The organism is Lacinutrix sp. C3R15 (assembly GCF_018860825.1).
Lineage (GTDB): Bacteria > Bacteroidota > Bacteroidia > Flavobacteriales > Flavobacteriaceae > Oceanihabitans.
The window spans coordinates 63,054-75,508 of the sequence record NZ_JAHKPZ010000036.1 but is presented as its reverse complement, the minus strand read 5'-3'; the positions used below and the strand labels follow the sequence as shown (position 1 = coordinate 75,508).

The 12,455-nt window shown below is 29.9% G+C and carries 17 protein-coding genes; 7 read left to right on the top strand and 10 right to left on the bottom strand.

Annotated elements, in window-relative coordinates; genetic code table 11:
- Nucleotides 1-63 precede the first annotated feature (63 nt).
- From KO494_RS14350 to KO494_RS14340, 3 genes are all read left to right on the top strand, one after another.
- Nucleotides 64-684 carry a WbqC family protein gene (locus tag KO494_RS14350; RefSeq protein WP_215968317.1) on the top strand — a complete coding sequence of 207 codons (621 nt, stop codon included), beginning with the start codon at nucleotides 64-66 and terminating at the stop codon, nucleotides 682-684.
- The gene (locus KO494_RS14345) at nucleotides 684-992 is read left to right on the top strand and encodes a DUF6122 family protein (RefSeq protein ID WP_215968316.1); all 309 of its coding nucleotides are present in this window, start codon (nucleotides 684-686) and stop codon (nucleotides 990-992) included. Before KO494_RS14350 ends, KO494_RS14345 begins: the two co-directional genes overlap by 1 nt.
- A 161-nt stretch (nucleotides 993-1,153) precedes the next feature.
- Complete coding sequence (locus KO494_RS14340) at nucleotides 1,154-1,612, top strand: protease complex subunit PrcB family protein (protein ID WP_215968315.1); 459 nt, start codon at nucleotides 1,154-1,156, stop codon at nucleotides 1,610-1,612.
- Between the two features lie 8 nt (nucleotides 1,613-1,620).
- Here the strand turns inward: KO494_RS14340 and KO494_RS14335 are convergent, their stop codons facing one another.
- The 9 genes from KO494_RS14335 to KO494_RS14295 all read right to left on the bottom strand — a co-directional run bounded on the left by KO494_RS14335 (nucleotide 1,621) and on the right by KO494_RS14295 (nucleotide 9,175).
- Nucleotides 1,621-2,649 carry an endonuclease/exonuclease/phosphatase family protein gene (locus KO494_RS14335; protein ID WP_215968314.1) on the bottom strand — a complete coding sequence of 343 codons (1,029 nt, stop codon included), beginning with the start codon at nucleotides 2,647-2,649 and terminating at the stop codon, nucleotides 1,621-1,623.
- A 182-nt stretch (nucleotides 2,650-2,831) separates the two neighbouring features.
- Complete coding sequence (locus tag KO494_RS14330; RefSeq protein ID WP_215968313.1) at nucleotides 2,832-3,455, bottom strand: hypothetical protein; 624 nt, start codon at nucleotides 3,453-3,455, stop codon at nucleotides 2,832-2,834.
- A gap of 86 nt (nucleotides 3,456-3,541) precedes the next feature.
- Complete coding sequence (locus tag KO494_RS14325; protein WP_215968312.1) at nucleotides 3,542-4,405, bottom strand: rhomboid family intramembrane serine protease; 864 nt, start codon at nucleotides 4,403-4,405, stop codon at nucleotides 3,542-3,544.
- Complete coding sequence (locus tag KO494_RS14320) at nucleotides 4,405-5,154, bottom strand: rhomboid family intramembrane serine protease (protein ID WP_215968311.1); 750 nt, start codon at nucleotides 5,152-5,154, stop codon at nucleotides 4,405-4,407. The genes KO494_RS14325 and KO494_RS14320 overlap by 1 nt, the downstream gene beginning before the upstream one ends.
- 83 nt (nucleotides 5,155-5,237) lie before the next feature.
- Nucleotides 5,238-7,094, bottom strand: a complete 1,857-nt coding sequence (gene mutL / locus KO494_RS14315) for a DNA mismatch repair endonuclease MutL (RefSeq protein ID WP_215968310.1) — start codon at nucleotides 7,092-7,094, stop codon at nucleotides 5,238-5,240.
- 3 nt (nucleotides 7,095-7,097) lie between these two features.
- On the bottom strand, nucleotides 7,098-7,379 hold the full coding sequence (locus KO494_RS14310) for a riboflavin synthase subunit beta (protein ID WP_215968309.1): 282 nt from the start codon (nucleotides 7,377-7,379) through the stop codon (nucleotides 7,098-7,100).
- 11 nt (nucleotides 7,380-7,390) lie between these two features.
- A complete protein-coding gene (locus tag KO494_RS14305) occupies nucleotides 7,391-7,606 on the bottom strand; it encodes a hypothetical protein (protein ID WP_215968308.1) in 216 nt (71 codons plus the stop codon).
- Between the two features lie 290 nt (nucleotides 7,607-7,896).
- Nucleotides 7,897-8,379 (bottom strand): 6,7-dimethyl-8-ribityllumazine synthase, encoded by a 483-nt coding sequence (gene ribH / locus KO494_RS14300; protein ID WP_215968307.1) that lies wholly within the window; start codon nucleotides 8,377-8,379, stop codon nucleotides 7,897-7,899.
- A gap of 25 nt (nucleotides 8,380-8,404) precedes the next feature.
- Nucleotides 8,405-9,175 carry a tetratricopeptide repeat protein gene (locus KO494_RS14295; protein WP_215968306.1) on the bottom strand — a complete coding sequence of 257 codons (771 nt, stop codon included), beginning with the start codon at nucleotides 9,173-9,175 and terminating at the stop codon, nucleotides 8,405-8,407.
- A gap of 132 nt (nucleotides 9,176-9,307) precedes the next feature.
- On the opposite strand from KO494_RS14295, the gene KO494_RS14290 reads away from it, so the two are divergent.
- The 4 genes from KO494_RS14290 to KO494_RS14275 all read left to right on the top strand — a co-directional run bounded on the left by KO494_RS14290 (nucleotide 9,308) and on the right by KO494_RS14275 (nucleotide 11,421).
- Nucleotides 9,308-10,387, top strand: a complete 1,080-nt coding sequence (locus KO494_RS14290) for a DNA replication/repair protein RecF (protein WP_215968392.1) — start codon at nucleotides 9,308-9,310, stop codon at nucleotides 10,385-10,387.
- Nucleotides 10,384-10,809 (top strand): hypothetical protein, encoded by a 426-nt coding sequence (locus KO494_RS14285; protein WP_215968305.1) that lies wholly within the window; start codon nucleotides 10,384-10,386, stop codon nucleotides 10,807-10,809. The genes KO494_RS14290 and KO494_RS14285 overlap by 4 nt, the downstream gene beginning before the upstream one ends.
- 42 nt (nucleotides 10,810-10,851) lie before the next feature.
- On the top strand, nucleotides 10,852-11,148 hold the full coding sequence (locus tag KO494_RS14280) for a DUF721 domain-containing protein (RefSeq protein ID WP_215968304.1): 297 nt from the start codon (nucleotides 10,852-10,854) through the stop codon (nucleotides 11,146-11,148).
- Nucleotides 11,149-11,229: 81 nt separating this feature from the next.
- Complete coding sequence (locus KO494_RS14275) at nucleotides 11,230-11,421, top strand: cold-shock protein (protein WP_183488476.1); 192 nt, start codon at nucleotides 11,230-11,232, stop codon at nucleotides 11,419-11,421.
- Between the two features lie 91 nt (nucleotides 11,422-11,512).
- On the opposite strand, the gene KO494_RS14270 is transcribed toward KO494_RS14275, so the two are convergent.
- Nucleotides 11,513-12,433, bottom strand: a complete 921-nt coding sequence (locus tag KO494_RS14270) for a YeiH family protein (protein ID WP_215968303.1) — start codon at nucleotides 12,431-12,433, stop codon at nucleotides 11,513-11,515.
- Nucleotides 12,434-12,455 lie beyond the last annotated feature (22 nt).

Sequence of the window (12,455 nt, the reverse complement as noted above, 5' to 3'; positions counted from 1 at the left end):
ATACATTTTAAAATAAGCATAACCTGTGGCTTCCTGCTTTCGCAAGAATGACAACAACTAGAAATGAACCTAATAATACATCCAACATACTTTCCTAACATAGCACACTTTGCTGCCATGCTACAAGCAAAAGAGGTAGTGTTAGAAATGCATGATAATTACCAAAAACAAACCTATAGAAACAGAACTTTTATTTATGGTGCTAATGGTAAATTACAATTAAGTGTACCAGTAGTTTATTCGCAAAAAGAAAGACAAAAGTATCAGGATATTAAAATTCATAATAATGAAAAATGGCAATCTCTACATTGGAAATCTTTAGAGTCTGCCTACAGAACTTCACCTTATTTTGAATTTTATGAAGATGAACTTAAACCCTTATTCACTCAAAAAGTAGAATATCTTTTAGACTTTAATTTAAAATGTTTTGAAACTATTTTAGAGTGCTTACAGCTGGATCTTTCTATTTCTGAAACAAAAGATTTTCAAAAAGAAACTTTAGATAACAAAGACTTTAGATATTTAGTAAACTCTAGAAAAGAACCACACTTTAACTTTGATACCTACACACAAGTATTTGGTGAGAAACATGGTTTTATAAGTAATTTAAGTATTTTAGATTTACTTTTTAATGAAGGCACAAACGCTTTAAGCTATTTAGAGAATCAGTTTAACCATTTATAATGCTGCAAAATATTCTACATTATGGCATTCACTTTGTTTTTCCTTTTCTAGTAGCACTACTCTTTTTTAAAAACAATTGGAAAATAGCTTATTTAATTATGGCTGCAGCTATTTTAATAGATGTAGATCATCTTCTTGCTACGCCAATGTTTGATGCAACAAGATGCAGTATTAACTTTCACCCTTTACACACGTATTACGCAATGGTAGTTTACGTGTTATTATTACTTCCTAAAAAAACAAGATTAGTGGGTCTTGGTTTATGCATTCATATGCTTGCAGATTATACAGATTGTGCTTTTATGTAAAAAAGTAAAAAAAAACACGCAACCAATTTGTACTTTTCACATCTAATCAACAGACTATAAAAAACTTAAATACAAAAAACTAATAAATTAATTGTATGTATCTTGACTTGTTTTAGTTTGCTTGCTTATTGCAATGAGGAAAAAAGATAACACTAGAAATCATGAAAATTAAAACTTTAATCATTGTATTGTCTATCCTGACTTTTAATTGTAATTCTGATAATAACACTACAAATACAGAACAAGAAATTTCGTCAACATTAATTTCTAAAGACAATCTCTATGGCAATGGACAAGAAGGAATTACAGAACAAAATATGGTAATACAAAACCAAACCGATTGGAACAATTTACTAACACAAATAGATGCCGTAAACAACACAACCAATACTTTTACCGAAACTGATATTGACTTTTCTCAATACACTATAATAGCTGTATTTGATCAAATTAGAGGAAATGGTGGCCATAGTATAGATTTAAATATTACTACCAATCAAGAAATTATTACAGTTACTATTATACATATTAATCCTGAAGGAGGTGCAACAACTGTAATTACACAACCATACCATATTGTTAAAATAGAAAAAAGGGATTTACCTATATATTTTGAATAATATAGAGGTTAATTTTCTAAAAAGGAGAGTGTAGCCATTACCGGAAAATGATCAGAATAATGCACATCAAAGGTTTTAAAAGCTTCTACAACAAAACTTTTATCTACTAGAATAAAATCTATTCGTGTAGGAAAAAATTTAAAATCAAAGGTTCTACCAAAACCATTACCTGCTACTTTAAAAGCATCTTGTAAGCCTTCTTTTATTTCTTTATAAACATAAGAAAATGCCGTATTATTAAAATCGCCTGTAACCACCACTTTATATTTACATTGTTTTTTATGCTTTAAAAACAATTCGGTTTGTTCTTGCTGCATGATAAAAGACTTACCAATACGTTTTACCAATCGCTCAGACTCTTCTTGCGAAATAGTTTCTACATTGGTATCTAATTTTAAGGATTGTAAGTGTACATTATAGATACGAATAGTATCTTTTTGTTTTACAATATCTACAAAAATAGCATTGTTAGAAGTATTAGGAAAAGCAATAGAACCAGAGTTTATTATTGGGTATTGCGAAAAAATAGCTTGTCCGAATTTAATTTTATTACCTGTTAACTTTTCAAATTTGTATTTAAAAAAAGATAAATCTATATTTTTATGTGGATGATATTCTTGAAAACTAACTACATCTGGTGCTTTTTCTTTAATAAAATCAATGAGTTTAATATTTGTACTAGCGTCTTCAATCCAATTATATAAATTAAAAAGCCTAACATTATAATTCATAACTGTTAGGCTATTTTCTTTTGTTGCCTCTTTTTTACTTGAAAATTTATACAAAGAACCAAAAGACAAATAACCAATGATTAAAACAACAAAAGATAAAAAAAACTGTTTTTTAATTTTTAATAACCAGTACAGAAAAAACAATACGTTTACTATAATTAAAAAAGGAACACCTAAACTTAAAACCGATAAAATAGAAAAGTTTTTTGGAGCAACAAATGGCAATATATAAGAAAGCAATAACAAAGTAGCTGCAACAGAGTTGAAGAAGAATACTATTTTATTTAAAAAACTTAATTTTTTCATGCTTTGTGTTAAATGACTAATTACAGGTTATTAAACACTGTAAACGTTTATGTAAAACATTAGTTGCGTATTTAAGCAACTAATTTAGCAAATACAAACTGAATAGAAAGTCCGTGAGGATTTTTATAAGTAATCTTGCTCTGGCAATTCATTTTATATAATGTTGCATCTAGTAGTTTTAGCTATTTTACAATTTCAGGAAATGCATATAACAATTGTCTTTTTATAACTCTTCCTGTAGCTTGTCTGGTACCAGAAAATCCATTAAACTCACTTGGTGCACCTTTTTCCCATTCAGAATCAAATACGTTTTCATTAGATACTAAATGGATTACTTTAAGTTTAACTTTTCTTTTTGTAATCATATACTTTATTGCTTGCATATCAATTACAAAATCGGCGTCCTCCATTGAGTTTACTATTTTACATGCTGCTAAATTATTTATTTCTCTTCTCAAGATATTCAGTGCATCTATTTTATTTACATTTTTCTTCTTTTCAGTATTTGAAAATTGTAAATATATCTTTGAGTTTGCTATTAAGTTTTTATCTTCTTGACGCGCATTTTTTTTGGTAAAAACCTGAGTGTCTCCATTTTTAAAATTAATCTTTTCAACGTCCTCCTTTTCAATTATAAATAATGCGCCATCTTGATAATTGAATTTTTTATATTTTATTTCGGAAGAGTTAATTTCTATGATTTTTGAAATAATAGGCGTCTTTTCTTTTTTTAGGTATATTGTATCTTGACTATATGTCTTCAAAATTCCGCATAAAAAGAGGATAAAAAATAATGTTTTTTTCATTGATTTTGTTATTTAGGCATTGCGTTTCTGTTACGTAACTGCTTATTAAAATTATTATATAATTACTAATTCCTGTTGACTTAACACTACTTGCCTGCCCTAAACAACAATTCTTTTTCTTCTTTGGTTAAACTTTCATAACCGCTTTTACTTATTTTATCTAGTATAATATCAATTTGTTTTTGGTTGTTAAACTCTTTAAACTCCTCTTTAGTATAACCAGCAACTTTACTTTTTCTTTTATGTACTGTTTTTAAGTGAGATGGTTTCTTTTTAAAAAGTGTGGTTAAGCTATCCATAAAACGCTCAAAACCTTTACCAATATCTTTTCCTTTAGTTAATTGTGTTGCATAAAAATAACCAAGAATAGTTCCTCCAAAATGTGCAAGGTTCCCTCCTGCATTACCACCAAAAAGGCCAATAAAATCTAAAATAACAATAGCAAAACCAACATGTTTTAGTTTAATATTAAAGGTAAAAAAACGCAAATCCATATTAGGCATATAGGCACACATAAATATAAGTAATGCTCTAACTGCAGCAGATGCACCAACTAATCTATGACCTGCACTAAAAATATTTGGCAGTAATGCATAACCTAATAAAAAAACTAAACCTCCAGAAATAGCACCAAGAAAGTACACATTTAAAGCCAGCTTGATATTAAATAAATTAATAAACATTCTACCTATAAAGTATAACCAAAGCATATTAAATAGCATATGAATAAAATCATAATGCACAAAAGCATAACTAATAATACTCCAAGGCTGTTTTAAAAAAGCAAAAAAATCGCTTGGCAATTCTAACCAAGACATGCTTGAGCTGGTATTTAAAACAAATCTTAAAATTTGCGCTACAATAAAAACAAGAACATTAACAGCTATAAGTTTTTCAAACACATTAAGCTGTGTCAATTTTTGTTTAATATCTTGATTTAGATTTGTCATTAATCCCAACGGTTTTGATTAAACTGATTTTTTTTCCAGTACCACATGATTATAAATCCTGTAATTGCACCTCCTACGTGAGCCATATACGCTGTGTTACTTGGACTAAAGAAAGATTGACCAGATAACGCAGAAATAACATCTAATAATATAATTCCTGGTATAAAATATTTAGCTTTTATAGGGATTGGCAAAAAGATCATCATCAACTTCGCTTCTGGATTCATCATACCAAATGCAGCAAGAATACCCATAATACAACCAGATGCTCCTACCATAGATGCATTATAAATAGGAAAAGCTTCTTTTAGATTTATTAATTGTGACTCTGTAATGCCTGAAATAGTTTGATTAGAGGTAAACATATGTACCAATTGCTCATTAGTTAAACCAGAACCAATAAGTTCATCATATAAAGGTATATAATTAAAATAATAGTACCCAAGCTGAAATAGTACAGCTCCTAAACCTGCAGAAATATAGATAAATAAAAATTTCTTACTTCCTAAAACCTGTTCTACAGAGGTACCAAACATCCATAAGGCAAACATATTAAAAAGTATATGTGTAATACTTCCATGCATAAACATGTGTGTAATAACTTGCCAAGGTTGAAATGCTTCGTTTTTAGGAAAATACAAAGCAAACCATTCATAAAAAGATTGTCCTCCTCCAATAGTTAAAGTACCAATAAACATAATCACATTTATAATGATTAAATGTTTTACTGTATCTGTTATTCTATTCATATTTATTTTCCACGAAAGTGGGAATTTGTTTTTAGTTAAACGTATATCATTCCCTTAAAAAAGAGAATTTATTTTTATATTTTTTATAAAAACTTTCTATCCAATTCATCCATTGTCATGGTAACAAAAGTAGGTCTGTTAGTTGGTGAAACATTAGGTTCTTTACAAGCAAAAAGCTTATTTACCAAATGCTCTTGTTCTTGTAAGCTTAAACTCTGCCCTGTTTTTATTGCTAAACTTTTAGACATGGATTTTGCTAATAAATCGGTAGCACTAAAATTACTATCTGGTACTTCATTTTCAACATCACTAATTAATTGTTCTAAAATAATAGAAACCTCACTTTCTGGTACACTAACCGGAACTCCAGTAATTTCAATACTATCTTTGTTAATAGAAGCAAACATAAAACCTGTATGCTCTAAATCTTCTTTAACCTGGTGAATTATAGTAATTTCTTGTGCTGAAAAATGCAACTGTAACGGAAACAGTAATTGTTGGCTCATGGCTTCTTTTACTGTTAAATTTTTCAGGAAATCTTCGTATAAAATACGTTGATGTGCTCTATGTTGATCTATAAGTAGCATTCCAGATTTTACCTTACTAATAATATATTTATTATTTAATTGGTAGGTAGATTGCTGCTGTTCAATTTCGTTTTCATTAGTAAATATGGAAGCCGTTTGCTCATCACTTTCAAATTGTACCTCGCTAAAATCTTGTTGTGTTTTGGTACTTTTAGATTCTAAACCTACATACAAACCTTCCCAACTTCCTGCTGTTTCTTTTTTATAGCTAGTAGTCTGTGGTTTTGCTACAGGTATTTTTTCTGCTTCAAAAGGATTAAAACTTCTATCTACTTCAATAGTTGGTGTACTTGCTCCTTTATTTTTAAAACCATAAGGTGTATCAAGATTAGCATCGCGATCAAAATCAATAACAGGAGCTATGTTAAATTGCCCTAAACTGTGTTTTACTGCAGAACGCAAAATAGCATATAAGGTGTGCTCATCATCAAATTTAATTTCAGTCTTAGTTGGGTGAATGTTAATATCAATAGTTTGCGGATCTACTTGTAAATTTAAAAAGTAGCTAGCATGTGCACCATCTTTTAACAAACCTTCAAAGGCAGAAGCTATTGCATGGTTTAAATAAGCACTTTTTATAAATCTATCATTTACAAAAAAGAACTGTTCTCCTCTAGATTTTTTAGCGTATTCTGGTTTACCAACAAACCCTGAAATCTTTAATACTTCGGTATCTTCTTCAACAGGAACTAGTTTTTCATTGGTTTTATTACCAAATATATTAACAATTCGTTGTCTGTAATTACTTTCTGGTAACTGAAAAGACTCCGAACCATTGTGGTACATTGCAAAAGAAATATTAGGATGCGCTAAGGTTACACGATGAAACTCATCAATAATATGACGTAGTTCTACCGTATTTGATTTTAAAAAATTGCGTCGAGCAGGTATATTAAAAAACAAGTTTTTAACAGCAATAGAAGTTCCTTTTGGTGTAACAACTACTTCTTGTTCTACAATTTCACTTCCTTCTATTATAATACTAGTACCAACTTCTTCTTGTTCTTGTTTGGTTTTTAACGCTACATGAGCAATAGCTGCAATACTAGCCAAAGCTTCACCACGAAAGCCTTTGGTATTTAATTTAAAAAGATCATCTGCTGTTCTAATTTTTGAAGTTGCATGACGCTCAAAACTTAAACGAGCATCTGTTGTGCTCATTCCTTTTCCGTCATCAATAACCTGAATTAAGGTTTTACCAGCTTCTTTTACTATTAGTTTAATGCTTGTTGCTTGTGCATCAATAGCATTTTCTAGTAACTCTTTTACTACAGAAGCAGGGCGTTGTACTACCTCACCAGCTGCTATCTGGTTAGCAACATGATCTGGTAAAAGTTGAATAATGTCTGCCATAAATTATTTTGAAAAGAATATAGATAAGTCAAAATCTATAATAAACAAAAATACAAAGATGAGAATAGCAAGAATAATTAAAACACGTTTATTTGCGGTTTTATCTTCATTATTTTTATAGTCATTTAATGCAGAAACTAGCTTGGTTTTTATTCCTCCTTGACTACCAACAGTTTGTCTGTGTTCATCAAATTTGTGCTTTATTTCATAAGGATTTCCTTCGCCTTTATAAAAACGAGGTTCATAACCAAATCTTTTATTTTTTCTTGTTTTAAAAATACCCATAATCTCTTGCTTTATTGGTAACCACCTAAAATGTATAACAGTACTAATACAGCTATCAAAAATAACACCATTATAGGTAGGCTTGAAAAAAAACTTCCTTTTCGTTTAGATGTACCTCTTATTTCTTCCCATTTTGAAGCTAAGTCTTCTTTTTTGGCTTGTTCCTGTTCTCTAAGGTGTCTTGGAGTATAGTTAAACGATTTATTTTTGCGTTGCTTGAATATCACTATAAATTAAAAGTATGTGTTACCTTCAAATTTACTTAATTTACAAGGAAATATTGGTTTGAAAGTGCTAAAAATTGTTAACATTTTGTATTGCTAGCCTGAAAACGGAAACAATTGTAACAAAGCCCTTAAGGCACAAATTTAATGGAAAAAAAATATTCACTTAAAGCGAATACCTTATTGAAGACTGCTTAGCAAGCATAGAAGTAGCGCTTGCAAACACAAAGCTACGATTAAAAAATATTTACTTTAAAGAAACCACTTACTAAGCCTACACGTTTACAAAAAAACTAAAGTGTATTTAAGTGTGCCATTTTAATTGCTGCCACAGCAGCTTCGGTTCCTTTATTACCATGAATACCTCCAGAACGCTCAATACCTTGTTGCATGTTCATATCTGTAAGTACACAGAAAATAACAGGAACATCATGTAAAACATTTAAATCTTTAATTCCTTGTGAAACTGCTTCACAAACAAAGTCAAAATGTTTGGTTTCGCCTTGAATAACACTACCAATTGCAATTACAGCATCTACTTTGTATTGTTGCATTTTTTTGCAACCAAAAATAAGCTCGTAGCTTCCTGGAACATTCCAACGAAGAATATTATCTTCTTCTACACCATTTTCAATTAGTGTATTAAAAGCTCCATTAAATAAGCCTTCGGTAATATTATTATTCCATTCTGAAACAACAATCCCAAACCGAAAGTTTTTCGCGTTTGGGATTGTGTCTTTATCGTAATCAGATAAATTTTTATTTACTGTTGCCATGTTTCTTTTCCGCGAAAGCGGTAATTTATTTATTTGCCAACACTTCTGCTTTACCTATAAATACATCAATATTTGTAGCTTCTGTTGCAGAAGGGTATTCTTCTTTAATTGTAGTAAAATATTTTAATGCATCACCTGCTTTACCTAAATCTAAAGCTATTATACCTGCTTTATATAAGTACATTGGTGTAGTTAAGGCATTGTTACGCATATCTGCAGCTTGCACATAATAACCTAAAGCGTCTTCTTTTTGGTTTAATTGTACAAAAGCATCACCAATAGCTCCTTTAGCAATAGGTCCTGTAGCTTCATCTTTACCAGTATAATCACTTAAATACGAAACTGCATTCTTGTAATCTTTCATGTTTAAATAAGCCATTCCTGCATAGTAATTTGCAAGGTTAGCAGCTTCTGTTCCGCTGTGTTCAGATATAATATCTAACATACCATACTTACCTTCTCCTCCATTTAATGCTAAATTAAATAAAGAATCTTTTTCGGTTCCTGTTACAGCTTCGTTATAGTATTTTTGCGCTTGAAACATATCGTTCATCGCTTCAGTTTGTGCTGGTTTAGCTACAAACTCTTTATAACCTAAGTACCCTAAAACACCTACAGCTACTATACCTATGATTACAAAAATGTATTTTTGGTTTTTAACAACCCAGTCTTCTGTTTTTGAAGCTGTTTCATCTAATGTATTAAAAACTTCTGCAGTTGTTGAGTTTTCTTCTTCAACATGCTCTACTTCTTCTTTCGTTTTCGGTTTATATCCTCTTTTCTTGTACGTTGCCATATATTATTAATTATTGCGTGGCAAAAATAAAATTTTTCTTCAGAAATAAGGATTATTTATTTGTTATTTTTCAATATTTTGCAAGACATTTTAAGAAAACAACTTCCTGAATTACGTTTATCTCCCTTTTTTATGATTTTAAAATCACTTTCTTTGCTCAATTACAAGAATTTTGACAGCATTAGCTTTACCTTTAATGAAAAGATAAATTGCATTGTTGGTAATAATGGTATAGGAAAAACCAATGTACTAGATGCTATTTACCATTTATCTTTTGGCAAAAGTTACTTTAACCCTGTTGCATCGCAAAATATAAAGCATAACGAAGAATTTTTTGTGATTAATGGTGATTATGAAAAAGAAAACAACATCGAAAAAATTGCCATTAGTTTAAAAAGAGGGCAAAAAAAAGTTATTAAACGAAATAATAAAGCCTACGAAAAATTTAGCGAGCACATTGGCTTTTTACCTTTGGTTATTATTTCGCCAGCAGATAGAGATTTAATTACCGAAGGAAGTGATACTAGACGTAAATTTATAGATAGTGTGATTTCGCAAAGCGATAAAACGTATTTAGATGATTTAATTAAGTACAACAAGATTTTAGCGCAACGTAACTCTTTATTAAAGTATTTTGCTCTAAACAACACTTACAATCAAGATACCATTGAGGTGTATAACAACCAATTAACCGATTATGGAACCCGAATTTTTAAAAAACGAGACGCCTTTTTACAAGAGTTTATTCCTATATTTAAATCGAGATACAAAGCCATTAGCAATAACAATGAAGCTGTAGAATTGGTGTATAAAAGTGATTTATTTGAAGCAGACCTCAACACGCTTTTAATGCGAGTAATTAACAAAGACAAAGCGTTACAGTATACCAGTACTGGTATTCATAAAGACGATTTAATTTTTAATATTGAAGAACATCCTATTAAAAAGTTTGGAAGTCAAGGGCAACAAAAATCATTTTTAATTGCTTTAAAATTGGCACAATTCGATTTTATTAAAAAACAAAGTGGAGTAAACCCTATTTTGCTTTTAGATGATATTTTTGATAAGTTAGACGAACAACGTGTTGCGCAAATTATTAAGTTGGTGGATGATGAAAATTTTGGACAACTATTTATTAGCGACACACATGCTGAACGTACAGAAAATGCAGTAAAACAAGTACACCAATCTTTTGAAATTTTCAAGTTATGAAACAATACGCATTACTATTATTAACACTACTTATTTTAAGCTGCTCACCAAACCCAGAAACACTTATAAAACATATAAATGGTTACTGGGAAATTGATGAAGTAACCCTTCATGACGGAAGCAAAAAAAACTACAACTACAATGACACTATTGATTATTTTGAAATAAACGATAGTCTTACTGGTTTTAGAACAAAATTAAAACCTAATTTTTCTGGCACTTTTGAAACATCAAAAGACACCGAAAACATTAAGATGGCAATAGAAAATGACACATTAAACATATACTACACCACCGCATTTGCTACCTGGAAAGAAAGTATTTTGTTAGCAACTAAAGAGCAACTTAAAATAGTAAACCAAAATAAGGACGTATATTTATACAAGCGCTATAAACCTTTAGATTTAGAAGGATTAAAATAAAAATTAAATAAAAGAGATTTTCGCTTTCGCGGAATACAAAACATGGCAAAACGTAATAACGAAAACTTAAGCATAGCAGATGCTTTAAAAGAATTTGTAGAAACAAATAAATTAGAACGTGGCTTAGACAAAGTTAATGTAGAAGATGCTTGGGCTAATTTAATGGGAAACGGAGTAAATAACTACACAACAGCTGTAAAACTAGATAGAGAAACCCTATACATACAACTAAGCTCTAGTGTTTTAAGGGAAGAATTAAGTTATGGCAAGGAAAAAATCATTAAAATGCTTAATGAGAGCCTAGGTAAAGAGGTTATAAAAAAACTAATTTTAAGATAAAACACAAATAAATACAACTTATTCAATTTATTGGCACTATATTTGTCCTAACATAAATAATTAATATTTAATATTTTAACAATGAGTAAAGGAACAGTTAAGTTCTTCAACGATACCAAAGGATTTGGTTTTATCACAGAAGAAGGTTCAAACAAAGAACATTTTGTACACATTTCGGGATTAATCGATGAGATTCGTGAAGGCGATGAAGTGGAGTTCGAATTAACAGAAGGAAAAAAAGGATTAAACGCAATAAACGTAAAAGTTATCTAATATATACGCTTATCTTTTTAGGACAAAAACGCAACCAATTTGGTTGCGTTTTTTTGTTGGTTACATTTTGTTTTAAATCTTACATACGCGATTAGCTCAAGATATAAAGCAAAGTAAATACAGAAATAAATACCCATAATAATACTGCAAACAAAAAAGGCTTCGTACCAGAAGTTTTTATATCTTTTATAGATATTGTAGATCCTACTAGAAATAGCGTAATTACTAATAAGCGTTTAGCCATAAGCACAACAAAACTGGTAACAGTAGCAGGCAACAAAGCGTAACTGTTTATTACAATAGCAGCTATAAACAAAATAATAAAATAAGGAATCTTTATTTTTTCGCCTTTTGTTTTAAACAAAAACATAGATAAAATAGATAAAGGAATAATCCATAAGGTTCTAGACAGTTTAACCGTAGTTGCAATTTTTAAGGCTTCATCTCCATAACCTAAAGCTGCTCCTACTACAGAACTTGTATCATGTATTGCAATGGCACACCACAAACCAAATTGCTGTTGTGTCAAATTTAGCACATGACCAATTACCGGAAAAACAAACAAAGCAATAGCATTTAATAAAAACACAACACCTAATGCTATACTTATAGTTTTGTTTTTAGCTTTAATTACTGGTGATATTGCTGCTATAGCACTACCACCACAAATAGCTGTTCCTGAAGTAATGAGGTGCCCTAATTGTAAATCTAATTTTAAAATTCTTGCTAAATAATATCCTAAAGTTAGCGTTAAAAAAATAGAAAGCATTGTTAACAACAACCCCTCTTTACTAGTTTCTATGGTTTCATTAATATACATACCAAACCCTAAACCAACAACAGATATTTTTAAGAATAACTGAAATGCTTTCTGACTATAAGCTCCATAAGGGTTATTAAAAAACAATGTAAACATAAAACCCAAAACCAAAGCTGTAGGACTATTTATTACACCCAAAAGAGCAATAAGAATAATAAAGAAGTAAGTGATTTTTGAAAATAGGTCTTTCATAGCATTCATAATTATGAATACA